The 17,146-nt window shown below is 60.5% G+C and carries 19 protein-coding genes; 11 read left to right on the top strand and 8 right to left on the bottom strand.

Translation table 11 applies throughout. The features are described 5' to 3' along the window. Positions 1–76: 76 nt before the first annotated feature. The 10 genes from M9827_RS04630 to M9827_RS04675 all read left to right on the top strand — a co-directional run bounded on the left by M9827_RS04630 (position 77) and on the right by M9827_RS04675 (position 6,903). Positions 77–832, top strand: a complete 756-nt coding sequence (locus M9827_RS04630; RefSeq protein ID WP_016987487.1) for a heme ABC transporter permease — start codon at positions 77–79, stop codon at positions 830–832. Further along, complete coding sequence (gene ccmD / locus M9827_RS04635; protein WP_250603803.1) at positions 829–1,005, top strand: heme exporter protein CcmD; 177 nt, start codon at positions 829–831, stop codon at positions 1,003–1,005. Before M9827_RS04630 ends, ccmD begins: the two co-directional genes overlap by 4 nt. Then, positions 1,002–1,457, top strand: a complete 456-nt coding sequence (gene ccmE / locus M9827_RS04640) for a cytochrome c maturation protein CcmE (protein WP_034151526.1) — start codon at positions 1,002–1,004, stop codon at positions 1,455–1,457. The genes ccmD and ccmE overlap by 4 nt, the downstream gene beginning before the upstream one ends. 3 nt (positions 1,458–1,460) lie before the next feature. Further along, positions 1,461–3,449 carry a heme lyase CcmF/NrfE family subunit gene (locus tag M9827_RS04645; protein ID WP_250603805.1) on the top strand — a complete coding sequence of 663 codons (1,989 nt, stop codon included), beginning with the start codon at positions 1,461–1,463 and terminating at the stop codon, positions 3,447–3,449. Continuing rightward, positions 3,446–3,982, top strand: coding sequence for a DsbE family thiol:disulfide interchange protein (locus tag M9827_RS04650; protein ID WP_250603807.1), 537 nt, complete (start codon positions 3,446–3,448; stop codon positions 3,980–3,982). Before M9827_RS04645 ends, M9827_RS04650 begins: the two co-directional genes overlap by 4 nt. Beyond that, the gene (locus tag M9827_RS04655) at positions 3,979–4,449 is read left to right on the top strand and encodes a cytochrome c-type biogenesis protein (protein WP_250603809.1); all 471 of its coding nucleotides are present in this window, start codon (positions 3,979–3,981) and stop codon (positions 4,447–4,449) included. The genes M9827_RS04650 and M9827_RS04655 overlap by 4 nt, the downstream gene beginning before the upstream one ends. Beyond that, positions 4,446–5,648 carry a c-type cytochrome biogenesis protein CcmI gene (ccmI, locus tag M9827_RS04660; protein ID WP_250603811.1) on the top strand — a complete coding sequence of 401 codons (1,203 nt, stop codon included), beginning with the start codon at positions 4,446–4,448 and terminating at the stop codon, positions 5,646–5,648. The genes M9827_RS04655 and ccmI overlap by 4 nt, the downstream gene beginning before the upstream one ends. Positions 5,649–5,673: 25 nt before the next feature. Next, a complete protein-coding gene (locus M9827_RS04665) occupies positions 5,674–6,078 on the top strand; it encodes a hypothetical protein (protein WP_093439844.1) in 405 nt (134 codons plus the stop codon). 208 nt (positions 6,079–6,286) lie between these two features. Beyond that, complete coding sequence (locus M9827_RS04670) at positions 6,287–6,499, top strand: type II toxin-antitoxin system HicA family toxin (RefSeq protein ID WP_250603813.1); 213 nt, start codon at positions 6,287–6,289, stop codon at positions 6,497–6,499. Then, positions 6,499–6,903, top strand: coding sequence for a type II toxin-antitoxin system HicB family antitoxin (locus M9827_RS04675; protein ID WP_250603815.1), 405 nt, complete (start codon positions 6,499–6,501; stop codon positions 6,901–6,903). Before M9827_RS04670 ends, M9827_RS04675 begins: the two co-directional genes overlap by 1 nt. A 69-nt stretch (positions 6,904–6,972) precedes the next feature. On the opposite strand, the gene M9827_RS04680 is transcribed toward M9827_RS04675, so the two are convergent. Further along, entirely contained in the window at positions 6,973–8,160 is a 1,188-nt protein-coding gene (locus M9827_RS04680; protein ID WP_250603817.1) for an MFS transporter, read from the bottom strand. A gap of 241 nt (positions 8,161–8,401) precedes the next feature. Here M9827_RS04680 and M9827_RS04685 point away from each other — a divergent pair, with 241 nt between their 5' ends. Continuing rightward, positions 8,402–9,022 carry a DUF5666 domain-containing protein gene (locus M9827_RS04685; protein WP_250603819.1) on the top strand — a complete coding sequence of 207 codons (621 nt, stop codon included), beginning with the start codon at positions 8,402–8,404 and terminating at the stop codon, positions 9,020–9,022. Positions 9,023–9,261: 239 nt separating this feature from the next. On the opposite strand, the gene M9827_RS04690 is transcribed toward M9827_RS04685, so the two are convergent. From M9827_RS04690 to hyi, 7 genes are all read right to left on the bottom strand, one after another. Further along, complete coding sequence (locus M9827_RS04690) at positions 9,262–10,260, bottom strand: sulfate ABC transporter substrate-binding protein (protein WP_250603821.1); 999 nt, start codon at positions 10,258–10,260, stop codon at positions 9,262–9,264. Between the two features lie 201 nt (positions 10,261–10,461). Beyond that, positions 10,462–11,286 (bottom strand): ion transporter, encoded by an 825-nt coding sequence (locus M9827_RS04695; protein WP_250603823.1) that lies wholly within the window; start codon positions 11,284–11,286, stop codon positions 10,462–10,464. A 21-nt stretch (positions 11,287–11,307) separates the two neighbouring features. Further along, a complete protein-coding gene (locus tag M9827_RS04700; protein ID WP_250603825.1) occupies positions 11,308–12,222 on the bottom strand; it encodes an urea transporter in 915 nt (304 codons plus the stop codon). A gap of 136 nt (positions 12,223–12,358) precedes the next feature. Next, on the bottom strand, positions 12,359–13,774 hold the full coding sequence (gene pyk, locus M9827_RS04705) for a pyruvate kinase (protein WP_250603827.1): 1,416 nt from the start codon (positions 13,772–13,774) through the stop codon (positions 12,359–12,361). Then, entirely contained in the window at positions 13,771–15,045 is a 1,275-nt protein-coding gene (locus M9827_RS04710; RefSeq protein ID WP_250603829.1) for a glycerate kinase type-2 family protein, read from the bottom strand. The genes pyk and M9827_RS04710 overlap by 4 nt, the downstream gene beginning before the upstream one ends. 153 nt (positions 15,046–15,198) lie before the next feature. Continuing rightward, entirely contained in the window at positions 15,199–16,092 is an 894-nt protein-coding gene (locus M9827_RS04715; protein ID WP_123533761.1) for a 2-hydroxy-3-oxopropionate reductase, read from the bottom strand. A 134-nt stretch (positions 16,093–16,226) separates the two neighbouring features. Beyond that, on the bottom strand, positions 16,227–17,009 hold the full coding sequence (gene hyi, locus M9827_RS04720) for a hydroxypyruvate isomerase (protein WP_250603830.1): 783 nt from the start codon (positions 17,007–17,009) through the stop codon (positions 16,227–16,229). Positions 17,010–17,146 lie beyond the last annotated feature (137 nt).

Consider the following 17,146-nt stretch of genomic DNA (forward strand, 5'->3'; position numbering starts at 1 on the left):
AGGTCTGGTTAAAATTTAACCAGCAAAGACCCTGAGACTGCTCACACCGATGAGCGGCACCCGTGATGGAAACAGTATGAACTGGACCTGGTTTCACAAGCTCGGCTCGCCCAAGTGGTTCTACGGCATCAGCAGCAAGTTCTTGCCATGGCTGAGCATTGCAGCGTTGCTGTTGATTGGTGTCGGCGTCGTTTGGGGCCTGGCCTTCGCGCCGCCGGATTACCAGCAAGGCAACAGCTTTCGCATCATCTATATCCACGTACCCGCCGCGATGCTCGCTCAGTCGATCTACGTGATGCTGGCGGTGTGCGGCGTGGTCGGGCTGGTGTGGAAGATGAAACTGGCCGATGTCGCCCTGCAATGCGCCGCACCGATCGGCGCGTGGATGACCGCCGTAGCGCTGGTCACCGGGGCAATCTGGGGCAAACCGACGTGGGGTTCGTGGTGGGTGTGGGATGCGCGTCTGACCTCGATGCTGATTCTGCTGTTCCTGTATTTCGGCGTGATTGCGCTGGGCAATGCCATCAGCAACCGCGACAGCGCCGCCAAGGCCTGTGCGGTGTTGGCCATCGTCGGTGTGATCAACATTCCGATCATCAAATACTCGGTGGAGTGGTGGAATACCCTGCACCAGGGTGCGACCTTCACCCTCACTGAAAAACCGGCGATGCCTGCCGAGATGTGGCTGCCACTGCTGCTGACGGTGCTGGGTTTCTACTGCTTCTTCGGCGCCGTGCTGTTGTTGCGCATGCGTCTTGAAGTGCTCAAGCGTGAGGCTCGCGCCAGTTGGGTGAAAGAAGAAGTGCAGCACAGTCTGGAGGCCGCTCGATGAGTTTTGCTTCATTCGGCGACTTCCTCGCCATGGGCCATCATGGCCTGTATGTCTGGTCGGCCTACGGCATCTGTCTGGCGGTGCTGATCCTCAACGTGGTGGCGCCGATCGCGGCCCGCAAGCGTTATCTGCAACAAGAGGCGCGTCGTCTGCGCCGGGAGAACAGCAAGTGAATCCGCTGCGCAAGAAACGTCTGATCATCATTCTGGCCATTCTGGTCGGGGTCGGCGCTGCCGTCGGCCTGGCCCTCAGCGCCCTGCAGCAGAACATCAATCTGTTCTACACGCCGACCCAGATCGCCAATGGCGAAGCGCCGCAAGACACGCGCATCCGCGCCGGCGGCATGGTCGAGAAGGGCTCGCTGCAACGCTCGCCGGATTCGCTCGACGTCAAATTCGTCGTCACCGACTTCAACAAATCCGTGACCATCGCCTACCGTGGCATCCTCCCGGATCTGTTTCGCGAAGGGCAGGGCATCGTTGCCCTCGGCAAGCTCAACGCCGACGGCGTGGTGGTGGCCGATGAAGTGCTGGCCAAGCACGACGAGAAATACATGCCACCGGAAGTGACCAAAGCCTTGAAAGACAGCGGTCAATCCGCGCCAACGCCTGCGAAGGAGGGTTGATCGATGAGTTCGGCAATTTTTATTCCTGAGCTCGGCCATCTGGCGATGATTCTGGCCCTGTGTTTTGCCCTGGTGCAGGCCGTGGTGCCCTTGGTCGGTGCCTGGCGCGGCGACCGTTTCTGGATGAGTCTGGCCCAGCCGGCCGCGTGGGGGCAGTTTGCGTTTTTGCTGTTCGCGTTCGGCATTCTGACCTACGCGTTCATGACCGATGACTTCTCTGTCGCCTATGTCGCCAACAACTCCAACACCGCGTTGCCGTGGTACTACAAATTCAGCGCCGTATGGGGCGCCCACGAAGGTTCGTTGCTGCTCTGGGCACTGATTCTTGGCGGCTGGACCTTCGCCGTGTCGGTGTTCTCCCGGCAGTTGCCGCAGGTAATGCTGGCGCGGGTGCTGGCGGTGATGGGCATGATCAGCACCGGTTTCCTGCTGTTCCTGATCCTCACGTCCAACCCGTTCAAGCGCATCCTGCCGCAAATGCCCAGCAATGGCGCTGACCTCAATCCACTGTTGCAAGACATCGGCCTGATCGTTCATCCGCCGATGTTGTACATGGGTTACGTCGGCTTTTCGGTGGCGTTCGCCTTCGCCATCGCGGCGTTGATGGGCGGTCGTCTCGATGCGGCGTGGGCGCGCTGGTCGCGTCCGTGGACGATCGTCGCCTGGGCGTTCCTCGGTATTGGCATCACCCTCGGTTCGTGGTGGGCCTACTACGAACTCGGCTGGGGTGGCTGGTGGTTCTGGGACCCGGTGGAAAACGCCTCCTTCATGCCTTGGCTGGTCGGCACTGCGCTGATCCACTCGCTGGCGGTCACGGAAAAACGTGGCGTGTTCAAGAGCTGGACCGTGTTGCTGGCGATCGCCGCGTTCTCCCTGAGCCTGCTCGGCACCTTCCTCGTACGTTCCGGCGTGCTGACTTCGGTGCATGCGTTTGCCTCCGATCCGGAGCGCGGCGTGTTCATCCTGATCTTCCTGTTGTTTGTGGTCGGCGGCTCGCTGACGCTGTTCGCCCTGCGCGCGCCAGTGGTCAAGAGTCAGGTCGGGTTCAACCTGTGGTCGAGGGAAACCCTGCTGCTGGGCAATAACCTGGTGTTGGTGGTGGCGGCGTCGATGATCCTGCTTGGCACGCTGTACCCGCTGATTCTCGATGCCCTGAGCGGCGCGAAAATGTCGGTCGGCCCGCCGTACTTCAACGCGCTGTTCATCCCGTTGATGGGGTTGCTGATGGTGGTGATGGCGATCGGCGTGATCGTGCGCTGGAAGGACACCCCGGTGAAGTGGCTGGCCGGCATGCTCACGCCAGTGCTGCTCGGCAGCGTTGCGCTGGCAGTGGTGGCCGGTGTCGCTTACGGCGATTTCAACTGGGCGGTGATCGCGACTTTCCTGCTCGCTGCATGGGTGTTGCTCGCCGGTGTGCGTGACATCGTCGACAAGACTCGCCACAAAGGTCTGATCAAAGGTCTGCCAACCCTGACTCGCAGCTATTGGGGCATGCAGATTGCCCACCTCGGCATCGCCGTTTGTGCGTTGGGCGTGGTGTTGTCGAGCCAGAACAGTGCCGAACGCGACCTGCGTCTGGCGCCGGGCGAGTCGATGGACCTGGCCGGTTATCACTTCATCTTCGAAGGCGCCAAGCACTTCGAAGGGCCGAACTTTACGTCGGACAAAGGCACCATTCGGGTGATCCGCGACGGCAAGGAAATCAGCGTGCTGCACCCGGAAAAACGTCTGTACACCGTGCAAAGTTCGATGATGACCGAAGCCGGCATCGACGCTGGTTTCACCCGTGACCTTTACGTCGCCCTCGGTGAGCCGCTGGACAACGGCGCGTGGGCGGTGCGCGTGCACGTCAAACCGTTTGTGCGCTGGATCTGGTTCGGCGGTTTGCTCACAGGTCTGGGTGGTTTGCTGGCGGCGCTGGATCGACGTTATCGGGTCAAGGTGAAAGCCAAGGTGCGTGAAGCACTGGGCATGACGGGAGCGGCTGCATGAGACGTTGGTTGATGCTGGTGCCACTGGCGATTTTCCTGCTGGTGGCGGTGTTTCTTTATCGCGGTCTGTACCTTGATCCGGCGGAGCTGCCGTCGGCGATGATCAATAAGCCGTTCCCGGAGTTTTCCCTGCCCAACGTGCAGGGCGACAAGGCCCTGACCAAGGCTGACATTCTCGGTAAACCGGCGCTGGTCAACGTGTGGGGCACCTGGTGCATTTCCTGCCGGGTCGAGCATCCGGTGCTGAACAAACTCGCCGAGCGTGGCGTGGTGATCTACGGGATCAACTACAAGGACACCAACGCCGATGCCTTGAAGTGGCTGGCCGAATTCCACAATCCGTACGCGTTGGATATCCGTGACGAAGAGGGCTCGCTGGGCCTCAATCTGGGCGTCTATGGCGCACCGGAAACCTTCTTCATCGACGCCAAGGGCATCATCCGCGACAAGTACGTCGGGGTGATCGACGAGCAGGTCTGGCGCGAAAAACTCGCGGCCAAGTATCAGGCGCTGGTCGACGAGGCCAAGCCATGAAGCGTTTTCTCGCTGCCGTGGTTCTGGGCTTGAGTCTGGCCGGTGTCGCCCATGCTGCTATTGATACGTATGAGTTCGCCAAAGAAGGTGATCGCGAGCGTTTCCGTGAACTGACCAAGGAGCTGCGCTGCCCCAAGTGCCAGAACCAGGACATTGCCGACTCCAACGCACCAATTGCCGCGGACTTGCGCAAAGAGATTTTCCGTATGCTCGGCGAGGGCAAGGACAACCAGCAGATCATCGACTTCATGGTGGATCGCTACGGTGATTTCGTCCGCTACAAACCGGCACTCAATGCCAAGACCGCACTGCTGTGGTTCGGCCCGGCCGGGCTGCTGCTCGGTGGTGTTGTGGTGATCGCGGTGATTGTCCGCCGTCGTCGCGGCCAGCGCGCCGAGACCCCGCAAGCGCTGTCCAGTGAAGAGCGTCAGCGCCTCGACCAACTGTTGGATAAAAACCAAGAATGATTGATTTCTGGCTTGCCGCAGGGCTGTTGCTTCTGGTCGCCCTGAGTTTTCTGCTGATCCCGGTGCTGCGTGAACGACGCGCCCAGCGTGAAGAGGATCGTACTGCCCTGAACGTTGCGCTGTATCAGGAACGTGTCGCCGAGTTGCAGTCGCAACAGGCTGAAGGCGTGCTCGACGCGGCGCAAATGGACAGCGGCCGCGCCGAGGCTGCGCGTGAGCTGCTGGCGGATACCGAAGGCGTTGCCGCACCGCGTGTGTCGAAGCTGGGTAAACCCTTGCCGTTGCTGGCGGCAATATTGGTGCCGGTGTTGGGCCTGGGCCTGTATCTGCATTTCGGTGCGGCCGACAAGGTCGAACTGACCCGCGAATTCGCCCAGGCACCGCAGTCGATGGAAGAGATGACCCAACGTCTGGAGCGTGCCGTCGCGGCGCAACCGGATTCTGCCGAAGGCCTGTATTTCCTCGGCCGGACCTACATGGCGCAAGAGCGCCCGGCGGACGCGGCGAAGATGTTCGAACGTGCTGCCAATCTGGCCGGTCGTCAACCGGAACTCCTCGGCCAGTGGGCACAGGCGCAATACTTTGCTGACGGCAAGAAGTGGTCGGCGAAGATTCAGGCGCTGACTGACGAAGCGCTGAAGGCGGATCCGAAAGAAGTCACCAGCCTGGGTCTGCTCGGCATCGCCGCGTTTGAAGGCGAGCGTTATCAGGAAGCCATCGATTACTGGAACCGCTTGCTGGCGCAATTGCCGCCGGAGGATAGCTCCCGTGCCGCGCTGCAAGGCGGGATCACACGCGCCGCCGAGCGACTGCAAGCCAGCGGTGGCAAGGTCGCTCAGGCCCCCGTACCCGCGAAAGCTGCGCTGTTGAAAGTCAGCGTCGATCTGGCCAGCGAACTGAGAAGCAAAGTGCAGCCGGGCGACAGCGTGTTCATCTTTGCCCGCGCGACGTCCGGTCCGCCGGCACCGCTGGCGGCCAAACGCCTGACCGTGGCCGATCTGCCGGTGACCGTCGAACTGGGCGATGCCGACGCAATGATGCCGCAGTTGAAACTGTCGAACTTCCCTGAAGTCCAACTGGTTGCGCGCATCTCCCGCGCTGGCCAACCGACTGCCGGCGAGTGGGTCGGTCGCAGCGGCCCTCTGGCCAGCAGCACCACTGCGCTACAAAAACTGACCATCGACAGCCCGGACAAATAGCCGGACACAACAGGAAAGCACCGCCATGCACACCATCGCCCGAATCACAGTCCTCACACTGGCCCTGGGCTTGAGTGCATGTGCGGTGCAACGACCGGAACCGACCACCAACCTGCCGCCGATCCCGCCGTCTCAGCCAAGTCCGACGCCGTCGACCTCACCGACGCCGGGCAAAAGCATCCCGGCCAAGCCGTCGAAACCGGTCCCGCGCACCTCGGCCAGCTTCGCCCCGCCACCGGGCGGCAATAGCCACTGGGACCAGAAACTCGGCGTCTACGTCCTCGACGACCAGACCAACACCTTCTACCGCCAGCGCACCTACTACCGCTGGAACAACGGCTGGAGCCGCTCGGTCAGCCCCAACGGCCCTTGGGAAGACACCAACATCCACGGTGTGCCACCGGGGTTGGGCAAACAGTTCGGGCAGTGAATGAAAACGGCGATCTTCGGATCGCCGTTTTGCTGTGTGCCTGTTGGGTGCTCACAGAAGTTGCTCATGGAAGTGCTGCACAACGCTCAGCGTTTAGCGGTTTCAATCACACTCTGTAAAACAACCAGACGTCGTTCTGCCAATTTCTGTGCTTGAGTAAAGATAACTCTAGAGTTATTTTTGTGAGGCCAAGGCAAGGAGGCGGTTGGTGCAGAGCAGGCTATTGATCAAGGCGCTGGAGGAGGCGTGCTGGACGTTGGATCGGGTGACCGGCAGTCATCACATCTTCAGACACCGATACAATCCGAACACGATTCCCGTCCCTCATCCGAAAAAGGATTTGCCGTTGGGGACAGTCAAAAGCATCAGGCGGCGTGCCGGGTTGTACAACCCGCCAGCCAGTTTCGAAGGAGATCCATAATGCAATATCCAATCTGTATCGAGTGGGGAGACGAGAACACTGCCATCGGTATTCAGATCCCCGATATTCCCGGCGCCGTTACAGCAGGGGATAGCTTTGAAGATGCCTACAAGGCGGCGGTTGAAGTCGCCCACATCATGCTGCTGGAGATTGCGGCGGACGGGAAGTCGATTCCTATGCCGACTTCGGCATCCGCTCATCGCAGTAATCCGGAATTTGCCGACATGGGCTGGGGCATGCTTGAGCTGGATATTTCGCCGTATCTGGGCAAGACCGAGAAAGTCAACGTAACGCTGCCCGGTTACGTGATTCAGCGAATCGACCGTTACGTGCGCGAACACAACGTCAAAAGCCGCTCCTCCTTTCTGGCGGATGCGGCGATGGAGAAACTGGTTCGATATTGAAACTCATCGCTCCCCCAGGCTTAGTGAATAACCTGCGGGAGCGAGCCTGCTCGCGAAGCTTTTGACGCCTTACGCTGTCGCTAAGGAACCACGCTGCGAAACACTCAAAAACCGCAACAACGCCAACAGCGGGAACGCACTTCCCACAATCACGATCCACAACCAGCCGCCATGCTCGTACACCGCACTCGCCACCGACGAGCCGAAGGCGCCGCCGATGAAGATGCTGGTCATGTACAGCGCGTTCAAGCGGCCACGACTTTTTGCGTCCAGCGAGTACACCGCGCGTTGGCCGAGGACCATGTTCATCTGTACGCAGAAATCGAGCACCACGCCGGTCACGGCCAGGCCGATGACGCTGTAGGCCGGGTGGATGAAGGCGGGCAGGAAGCTCAGGCTGGCGAACAGCATGGCCAGCAGCGAGGCGATGCGGGTATGGCCGGCGTCGGCCAGGCGTCCGCTGATCGGCGCGGCGATGGCCCCGATGGCGCCGACCAGGGCGAATATCGCGATCTCGCTTTGCGACAGGCCATGGTTGCGCGCCAGTTCCAGCGGCACCGCCGTCCAGAACAGGCTGAAGGTGGCGAACATGCAGCCCTGATAAAACGCACGCTGACGCAGTACCGGTTGCTGGCGCAGTAACGTCCACAGTGAACCGATCAACTGGCCATACGTGGCGCTGTGATCAGGCTGGCGCTTGGGCACGGTGAGCGCGAGTACCACGCTGATCGCCGCCATCAATGCGGCGGCAATCATGAACATCGCCCGCCAGCCCAAGTGGTCGGCCACCACGCTCGACACTGGCCGCGCCAACAGTATGCCCAGCAGCAGGCCGCCCATGATCCCGCCGACCACCCGGCCACGAGACTCTTCCGGCGCCAGATGTGCCGCCAGCGGAATCAGGATCTGCACCGACACCGAACTGAAACCCACCAGCAGCGAGATCAGCAAAAACACATTCGGCTGATCGGTAAACGCCGCCGCCAACAGACTGGCAATCGCCACCACGGTGGTGATGATCATCAACCGGCGGTTTTCCAGCAGATCGGCCAGCGGCACCAGGAAGAACAGGCCCAGCGCATAACCGATTTGCGTCAGCGAGACGATGAAACTGGCCATGGTGTCGGAGAGACCGATGTCCGGCGCGATCAGGCCGATGATCGGCTGCGCGTAGTAGATGTTGGCAACGATGGCGCCGCAGCAGAAGGCGAACAGCAGCACCATGCCTCGGGTCATTGCGTGAGTGGTGGTGGTCATAAGGTTTCTCGATCCAGCGAAAGAATGCGCTAAGGCTATGGGGCAAACCGGATGGGCAGAAGACACCTTCGGTTGATATCAGTTATTCCGTTGCGCAATGACGGGGTGCTAGCAGCGTGCCATCCATCGGCGGACCTTGCGTCCGACCGTTGCGGGTCGATGATACATTCACTTACATCCTGTTCGATAGCGTGCTTATGTTTGCAGCAGCGTGTTCAACCTTGATGACCGGAGGATTGCAATGTTTCGTCAGACGCTTCGCCACACCGCAACGATTGCCCTGATCAGCCTGCTGGGCGCGATGAGCGCACAGGCCGCCGACGCACCGGGAATGCGCATCGGTGTGCGCGGCGAGATCACCGGGGTCAGCGCCGACAGGCTCAAAGTCCACGTCAACAGCGGCGAGAACGTGGTGATCCAGTTGACTGGTGACACCAAAGTTCGCGCGGTCACCCTGGCTAATATCGAGGACATCAAACCTGGCAGCTACATCGGTTCGGCGGCGATGCCGCAGGAGGACGGCACGCTCAAGGCGCTGGAGGTGCATGTCTTCCCGCCGGAGCTGGCGGGCAGCGGCGATGGCCATCGGCCGTTTGATCTGGCCAAGGGCAGCAGCATGACCAACGGCAGCGTCGGCGACCTGGTGGTGAGCAACGGGCGGGTGCTGACGGTGAACTACAAGGGTGGGCAGCAGAAGATTCTGGTGCCGGAAGATGTGCCGATCGTCAATCTGGTGCCCGGGGATCGGAGTTTGCTGAAGGTTGGGGTGAAGATTGTTACGTTTGTCACGCAGGGCGCGGACGGCACGCTGACGGCGCAATCGATTTCTGCGGGTAAGGATGGGGTGACGCCGCCGATGTAGAAGCCCCTCACCCTAACCCTCTCCCAGAGGGAGAGGGGACTGATTGGGGGATGCTGAAGGAATACGCCGACCTGAAACTGCGATGCCGAATCCATAATCGATAAGGTTTCTCAGGTCGATGTAACTCGCCAGACACCTCGGTCGGCCCCCTCTCCCTCCGGGAGAGGGCTGGGGTGAGGGTAAAGCGGCCACAAAAAAAGACGACCACTGTGGGTCGCCTTTTTATGTCAGCTCAAGCCTTACTGCCCGCTGTAAATCTGATCGAAAACCCCACCATCATTAAAGTGAGTCTTCTGCACCGTACGCCAGTCCCCAAAGGTCTTCTCAACCGAGAGGAAATCAACTTTCGGGAAGCGATCGGTGTACTTCGCCAGCACCGCCGGATCACGCGGACGCAGGTAATTTGCTGCAGCAATCTCCTGACCTTCCGGCGACCACAGGTACTTCAGGTACTCATCCGCCGCCGCACGCGAACCTTTCTTGTCGACGACTTTATCGACCACCGATACCGGTGGCTCAGCCTCAGCAGAAACACTCGGGTAGATCACTTCGAACTGATCACGACCAAACTCGCGGGCAATCATTTCCGCTTCGTTTTCGAAGGTCACCAGCACGTCGCCGATCTGGTTGGTCATAAAGGTCGTGGTGGCGGCGCGGCCACCGGTATCCAGCACTGGCGCTTGCTTGAACAGCTTGCCGACGAACGCCTTGGCCTTGTTCTCGTCGCCACCGTTCTTCAGCACATAACCCCACGCCGACAGATAGGTGTAGCGGCCGTTACCCGAAGTTTTCGGGTTTGGCACGATCACCTGCACGCCGTCCTTGAGCAGGTCCGGCCAGTCTTTCAGGGCTTTCGGGTTGCCTTTGCGGACGATGAACACCGTGGCCGAGGTGAATGGCGCGCTGTTGTTCGGCAGACGCGTGACCCAGTTGTCCGGGACCAGTTTGCCATTGTCGGCGAGGGCGTTGATGTCGGTGGCCATGTTCATGGTGATGACATCAGCCGGCAGGCCATCGATCACCGAACGCGCTTGCTTGCTCGAACCGCCGAAGGACATCTGCACGGTGATGTTTTCGTTGTGCTCGGCCTGCCAGTGTTTCTGGAACGCAGTGTTGTAGTCCTTGTAGAAATCGCGCATCACGTCGTAGGAAACGTTGAGCAGCGTCGGGGCTGCCTGAGCGATGTTGGCCAAGGCCAGGCCAGCGGCGAGAAGTGAGGCGCCAAAGAGTTTTTTCACTGCGCATTCCTTGTTGTCTATTTATGTAGGAGCTGCCGAAGGCTCGGGCCGCGTTCGGACGATCTTTTGATTTTGTTTTTACAACATCAAGATCAAAAGATCGCAGCCTGCGGCAGCTCCTACAGGTTCGGGGGTGATGTTCAATTGCCACTGACTATAACGGGGCGCGCATAGTCGTTTAAAGATTAAAAAGCTCTTTGCTTATTCCAGTTTCTTGAACAGCGCATTGCCACACCGCGAGCAAAACGCCGCGCCGTGTTCATGGCTGTTTTTCCTGCACACCGGGCAGTCGTGTTGCAATTGTTCACCGCGCATGGCGTTGGCCAGTTCGGCGGTGAAAATCCCCGTCGGCACGGCGATGATCGAGTAACCCGTAATCATCACCAGCGACGAAATCACCTGACCCAGCGGGGTCTTCGGTACGATGTCGCCGAAGCCCACGGTGGTCAACGTGACGATCGCCCAATAGATGCCTTTGGGAATGCTGGTGAAGCCATGCTCGGGGCCTTCGATCACGTACATCAAGGTGCCGAACACCGTCACCAGGGTGCAGACGCTGACCAGAAACACGACGATCTTCTGCTTGCTGCCGCGCAGCGCCGACATCAGGTAATTGGCTTGCTTGAGGTACGGGCTGAGCTTGAGCACGCGGAAAATCCGCAACATCCGAATGATCCGGATAATCAGCAGGTACTGTGCATCGCTGTAATACAGGGCGAGGATGCCCGGCACGATCGCCAGCAAATCCACCAGCCCGTAAAAGCTGAAGGCGTAGCGCAACGGCTTGGGCGAGCAGTACAGACGCAGGATGTACTCGCCGAGGAAGATCGCCGTGAAACCCCACTCGATGTAGGCCAGTACGTCGGCGTAATTACGGTGAATGCTGTCGATACTGTCGAGCATCACGATCACCAGACTGGCGAGGATGATCAACAGCAAAATGCCGTCGAAGCGACGCCCGGCGAGGGTGTCGCTCTGGAAAATCATGACGTAAAGCCGTTCGCGCCAACTGTTGCTGCTGTCCATGAATAACGCCTGAATCGAAGATCAGCGCAGCCTAGGTTGATTCTCCCCGTGAGCGCAAGGCGCACGCTCGACGACGGCTTTGCCGAGCATCTGAATCCCGGCGCGGATCAGCCAGCCCGCGAGGATGAATGGCGCGGTCAACGTGGCAAGGCCAACGGCTGCAAACAGCGGTGTGACCAGCAGCGCGAGGACGATACCCAGCAGCGGCAGCCACGGTTGTTGGCGTTGCGCTGAGAAGGCGAGGGCAGCGAGCACAGCGTTGTAACTGCCAAGGCCCAGCAATGCAGCGCTGCTTTCGTGGTGCAGCAGACTGGAGCCGAGACCGATCGCTGACGCCAGCAATGCCCAGCAAAACGCGCGGCGATCAGCGATCAGCAAACCGATCGCGATCAATGCGCCGGCCAGTGGATGACCGAGGAACATCACTTGGCCCAAACCGCGCAATTCAGCGGCGAGCAGGTTCAATGTGTTCATCTCGATGTGCGCGATCGGCGCCGACGGCTCGGCGAACAGCAGCAACACCCAGCTCATGGCCACGAACGGCGAGGTGTACGCCGGTATGGAGCGGCTGCGGTACACATGTTTCAGCCATTGCTGTGTGACCATCGCGCTCAAGCCACCAGCGGCGAGAATCAGCGGCGGCAGCATCGGCGACCACGGGAAATACAGGCTCAGCAGCAGGCCGAGCAAGATGCCGTTATAGCTGAACAGCCCGGCCTGGCGATCGGCCTTGGCGTAGTTGCGCCGTTGCGCGGTGAGCAATCCGGCAACGGCACCGAGCAGCGCGCCGGCGAACAGCACCGGCGCCGTCAGCAGAATCGCCAACAGGCACAACAGGCCGCACAACGGATGGCGCTGGAGGAATATCTGACTGAAACCGTTGAGCAAAGCCTCGGCCCAGTCGGGGCAGTGGGTGTTGAAGTGATTGGCAGGCATGGCAAGTCATTCGGTACTGATCGTTCCCACGCTCTGCGTGGGAATGCCTCAAAGGACGCTCTGCGTCTGCTCTTGGGACGCAGAGCGTCCCGGGCCGCATTCCCACGCGGAGCGTGGGAACGATCATGGTGGGCGGTTAGATCAACGTTTCGATACGCAGCGAGTTAGTCGAACCCGGCTGCCCGAACGGCACGCCAGCAGTGATCAGCAGCGTGTCGCCACGCTCGGCCATGCCTTGGGCCTGGGCGATTTCCAGCGCGGTTGAGCAAACCTCATCGACCTGACGCAGGCGATCGTTGACCACCGAATGAATGCCCCACGCCACGCTCAAGCGTCGTGCGGTCTGCAGGTTCGGCGTCAGATTGAGGATGGGTGCTTTTGGCCGTTCCCGCGATGCCCGCAAACTCGACGCACCGGACTCGCTGTAATTGACCAACACCGCCACCGGCAGCACGTTGCTGATACGCCGGATCGCGCAGCTGATCGCATCGGAAACGGTTGCTTCAGCTTTCGGCCGACTGACGTCGAGCTGGGTCTGATAATCCGGGCCGTTTTCCACTTGGCGAATGATCTTGCTCATCATCTGCACGGCTTCCAGCGGGTACTCGCCGGACGCAGTTTCCGCCGACAGCATCACCGCATCGGCGCCTTCGGCCACAGCATTGGCAACGTCAGTCACCTCAGCGCGGGTCGGCGCCGGGGAGAAGCGCATCGACTCGAGCATCTGCGTCGCCACCACCACCGGTTTGCCGAGTTCGCGGCAGGTGGTGATGATGTTTTTCTGGATCTGCGGCACGCTTTCGGCCGGCACTTCGACGCCCAGGTCACCGCGAGCGACCATGATCGCGTCGCTCAATTCAGCGATTTCGCGCAGTTGCTCAACGGCCGAAGGCTTTTCGATTTTCGCCATCAAAAAAGCTTTGTCGCCGATCAGTGCACGGGCTTCGATGATGTCTTGCGCACGCTGCACAAACGACAGCGCGACCCAATCCACACCCAACTCCAGACCGAAGCTCAGATCGCGGCGATCCTTGGCGGTCAGCGGGCTGAGGTCGAGTACCGCTTGCGGCACGTTGACGCCTTTGCGATCCGACAATTCGCCGCCGTTGAGCACGGTGGTATCGATTGCGTCAGCGTATTTGGTGACCACACGCAGACGCAGTTTGCCGTCGTCGAGCAGCAGATCCATGCCCGCTTCCAGCGCGGCAATGATCTCCGGATGCGGCAGATTGACCCGGCGCTCATCGCCCGGCGTCGCGTCCAGATCCAGGCGGAACGCCTGCCCGCGATGCAACTGCACCTTGCTGTCGGCGAACTTGCCGACGCGCAGTTTCGGCCCCTGCAAGTCCATCAGAATGCCCAGCGGGTAGTTGAGCTGGCGCTCGACTTCGCGGATCCATTGATAGCGCTTGGCGTGGTCGGCGTGATCGCCGTGGCTGAAGTTCAGGCGGAAGATATTCACCCCGGCCTCGACCAGTTCACGGATGTCTTCGATGCCATCGACAGCAGGCCCGAGGGTGGCGAGGATTTTGACCTTTTTATCAGGCGTCATGATTTGCAGTTCTCAAGGATCAGAATGGCGCGGAAGTCGTTGACGTTGGTGCGGGTCGGCTCGGTGACGATCAACGCGTCGAGCGCCGCGAAATAGCCGTAGCCGTTGTTGTTATCCAGCTCGTCGCTGGCGCTCAGGCCAAGAGCGGCGGCGCGGGTGTAGCTGTCCGGGGTCATGATCGCGCCGGCGTTGTCTTCCGAGCCGTCGATGCCGTCGGTGTCACCGGCCAAGGCGTAGACGCCGGGCTGGCCTTTGAGACTGTCAGTCAGGCTCAAGAGGAATTCGGCATTGCGGCCGCCACGGCCATTGCCGCGCACGGTCACGGTGGTTTCGCCGCCGGAGAGGATCACGCAAGGTGCGGCCAGTGGCTGACCGTGGTTGATGATCTGGCGGGCGATGCCGGCATGGACTTTCGCCACTTCGCGCGACTCACCTTCGAGGTCGCCGAGGATCAGCGTGCTGAAACCGGCCTGACGGCATTTCACCGCCGCAGCATCCAGCGATTGCTGAGGACGGGCGATCAACTGGAAGTGGCTGCGCGCCAGACTCGGATCGCCGGGTTTGACCGTTTCCGACTCAGGGCTTTGCAGCCAGTTACGCACGGAAGCGGGGATCTCGATGCCGTAGCGCTTGATGATCGCCAGCGCTTCGGCGGACGTGCTTGGATCGGCCACGGTCGGGCCGGACGCGATGACCGTGGCGAGGTCGCCCGGCACATCGGAAATCGCGTAGGTATAAACAGTGGCAGGCCAGCAGGCCTTGCCGAGGTGGCCGCCCTTGATTGCCGAGAGGTGCTTGCGCACGCAGTTCATCTCGCCGATGGTCGCGCCGGATTTGAGCAGGGCTTTGTTGATCGACTGCTTGTCGGCGAGGGTGATGCCTTCGGCCGGCAGCGCCAGCAGGGCAGAGCCGCCCCCGGAGAGCAGGAAGATCACGCGGTCGTCTTCGCTCAGGTTGCTGACCAGTTCCAGCACGCGTTTGGCCACGGCCAGGCCGGCAGCGTCCGGCACCGGATGCGCGGCTTCGACCACTTCGATTTTTTCGCACGGGGCGCCGTGACCGTAACGGGTCACTACCAGGCCAGACACTTCACCTTCCCAGCAGCGCTCGACCACTTGCGCCATGGCCGCAGCGGCTTTGCCGGCGCCGATGACGATGACGCGACCGCTGCGATCGGCAGGCAGATGGGCTTCGAGGACTTGGTTCGGATGGGCCGCGTCGATGGCTGTGGCAAACAGCTCGCGCAGCAGTTGTTGCGGATCGACCGACATGGCGGGCTCCCGGAATTCTTGTTATTCGAAAGGGCAACTCAGATCCCTTGTGGGAGCGAGCCTGCTCGCGAAGGCGGTGTGTCAGCCAACATGGATGTTGAATGTGCAACCGCTTTCGCGAGCAGGCTCGCTCCCACAGAGTTTGCGCAGGCTTTATTTGTTGTCGCGGATCGAGAAGTTGGCCATGTGTTCCAGGCCCTTGATCAGCGCCGAGTGGTCCCAGTTGCTGCCACCGATGGCCGCGCAGGTGCTGAATACTTGCTGAGCGTTGGCGGTGTTCGGCAGGTTGATGTTCAGCTCTTTGGCGCCTTGCAGGGCCAGGTTCAGGTCCTTCTGGTGCAGGCTGATGCGGAAGCCTGGATCGAAGGTGCCTTTGATCATGCGCTCGCCGTGTACTTCCAGAATCTTCGAGGAAGCGAAACCGCCCATCAGTGCTTCACGCACCTTGGCCGGATCAGCACCGTTTTTCGAAGCGAACAGCAGGGCTTCGGCAACGGCCTGAATGTTCAACGCCACGATGATCTGGTTCGCCACTTTGGCGGTCTGACCGTCGCCATTGCCACCGACCAGGGTGATGTTCTTGCCCATGGCCTGGAACAGCGGCAGGGCGCGTTCGAAGGCATCGGCATCGCCACCGACCATGATGCTCAGGGTCGCGGCTTTGGCGCCGACTTCACCGCCGGACACTGGCGCGTCGAGGTACTGCGCGCCTTTCTCGTTGATCTTCGCCGCGAAGGCTTTGGTGGCGGTCGGCGAAATCGAGCTCATGTCTATGACCACTTTGCCCTTGCCAATACCGGCGGCAACGCCGTCGGCGCGGAACAGCACGTCGTCGACCTGCGGGGTATCCGGCACCATGACGATGATGAATTCAGCTTCCTGCGCGACTTCGCGCGGGTTGGCCAGCGCGACGGCGCCAGCGGCCACCAGGTCGGCAGGGGCGGCGTCGTGGTGCGCCGACAGGAACAGGCTGTGACCGGCTTTCTGCAGGTTCGCCGCCATTGGGTGGCCCATGATGCCGGTGCCGATAAATCCGATTTTAGCCATGAGAAAATCCTCTTGTTTTTATAAACAGCCGTAGGAGCTGCCGCAGGCTGCGATCTTTTGATTTTGAATTTTGCTTTTGAAGGTCAAGATCAAAAGATCGCAGCCTTCGGCAGCTCCTACAGGTTATGTATGGGTCAGATTGCGTTGTGGGTTTTCAACCAGCCCAGACCCGCTTCAGTGGTGGTAAGCGGCTTGTATTCACAGCCGACCCAACCCTGATAACCGATGCGGTCCAGATGTTCGAACAGGAAGCGGTAGTTGATTTCACCGGTGCCGGGTTCGTTGCGCCCCGGGTTGTCCGCGAGCTGCACATGGTTGATCTCGCCCAGGTGCGATTGCAGGGTGCGGGCCAGATCGCCTTCCATGATTTGCATGTGGTAGATGTCGTATTGCAGGAACAGATTGGCGCTGCCGACCTGCTCGCGAATCGACAGGGCTTGCGCCGTGTTGTTCAGGTAGAAGCCCGGGATGTCGCGGGTGTTGATCGCTTCCATCACCAGTTTGATGCCCACTGCCTGCAGCTTGTCGGCGGCGTATTTCAGGTTGGCAACGAAGGTCTTTTCCACGGTGGCATCATCAACGCCTTGCGGACGAATACCGGCCAGGCAGTTGATCTGGGTGTTGCCCAGCACTTGTGCGTAAGCGATCGCCAGATCCACACCGGCGCGGAACTCTTCGACCCGATCCGGCAGGCACGCAATACCGCGCTCGCCTTTGGCCCAGTCACCGGCCGGCAGGTTGAACAGCACTTGAGTCAGCCCGTTGGCCTCGAGTTTTGCCTTGATTTCAGCCGAGCTGAAGTCGTACGGGAACAGGTATTCCACGCCACTGAAACCGGCCTTGGCGGCGGCGTCGAAACGGGCAAGGAAATCCTGTTCGGTGAACAGCATGGACAGGTTGGCTGCGAAACGCGGCATGGTGGTCTCCTAAAAACTGATGAGGCACGGTAGGTCAGACTGAGCGCGGTCAAGTCCCCTCTCCTGGGGGAGAGGGTTAGGGTGAGGGGGAATCCTGAGTCTGATCCCCATTGTGCGAACACCGCAAAATCTTTTTC

The organism is Pseudomonas sp. AKS31 (genome assembly GCF_023634765.1).
Classification (GTDB): domain Bacteria; phylum Pseudomonadota; class Gammaproteobacteria; order Pseudomonadales; family Pseudomonadaceae; genus Aquipseudomonas.

What these genes read in the sequence shown, in the direction of transcription:
- M9827_RS04630 (WP_016987487.1), top strand. Translation starts at nt 77, where the DNA reads ATGAACTGGACCTGGTTTCACAAGCTCGGCTCGCCCAAGTGGTTCTAC.
- ccmD (WP_250603803.1), top strand. Translation starts at nt 829, where the DNA reads ATGAGTTTTGCTTCATTCGGCGACTTCCTCGCCATGGGCCATCATGGC.
- M9827_RS04645 (WP_250603805.1), top strand. Translation starts at nt 1,461, where the DNA reads ATGAGTTCGGCAATTTTTATTCCTGAGCTCGGCCATCTGGCGATGATT.
- M9827_RS04650 (WP_250603807.1), top strand. Translation starts at nt 3,446, where the DNA reads ATGAGACGTTGGTTGATGCTGGTGCCACTGGCGATTTTCCTGCTGGTG.
- M9827_RS04655 (WP_250603809.1), top strand. Translation starts at nt 3,979, where the DNA reads ATGAAGCGTTTTCTCGCTGCCGTGGTTCTGGGCTTGAGTCTGGCCGGT.
- ccmI (WP_250603811.1), top strand. Translation starts at nt 4,446, where the DNA reads ATGATTGATTTCTGGCTTGCCGCAGGGCTGTTGCTTCTGGTCGCCCTG.
- M9827_RS04665 (WP_093439844.1), top strand. Translation starts at nt 5,674, where the DNA reads ATGCACACCATCGCCCGAATCACAGTCCTCACACTGGCCCTGGGCTTG.
- M9827_RS04675 (WP_250603815.1), top strand. Translation starts at nt 6,499, where the DNA reads ATGCAATATCCAATCTGTATCGAGTGGGGAGACGAGAACACTGCCATC.
- M9827_RS04680 (WP_250603817.1), bottom strand. Translation starts at nt 8,160, where the DNA reads ATGACCACCACCACTCACGCAATGACCCGAGGCATGGTGCTGCTGTTC.
- M9827_RS04685 (WP_250603819.1), top strand. Translation starts at nt 8,402, where the DNA reads ATGTTTCGTCAGACGCTTCGCCACACCGCAACGATTGCCCTGATCAGC.
- M9827_RS04695 (WP_250603823.1), bottom strand. Translation starts at nt 11,286, where the DNA reads ATGGACAGCAGCAACAGTTGGCGCGAACGGCTTTACGTCATGATTTTC.
- M9827_RS04700 (WP_250603825.1), bottom strand. Translation starts at nt 12,222, where the DNA reads ATGCCTGCCAATCACTTCAACACCCACTGCCCCGACTGGGCCGAGGCT.
- pyk (WP_250603827.1), bottom strand. Translation starts at nt 13,774, where the DNA reads ATGACGCCTGATAAAAAGGTCAAAATCCTCGCCACCCTCGGGCCTGCT.
- M9827_RS04710 (WP_250603829.1), bottom strand. Translation starts at nt 15,045, where the DNA reads ATGTCGGTCGATCCGCAACAACTGCTGCGCGAGCTGTTTGCCACAGCC.
- M9827_RS04715 (WP_123533761.1), bottom strand. Translation starts at nt 16,092, where the DNA reads ATGGCTAAAATCGGATTTATCGGCACCGGCATCATGGGCCACCCAATG.
- hyi (WP_250603830.1), bottom strand. Translation starts at nt 17,009, where the DNA reads ATGCCGCGTTTCGCAGCCAACCTGTCCATGCTGTTCACCGAACAGGAT.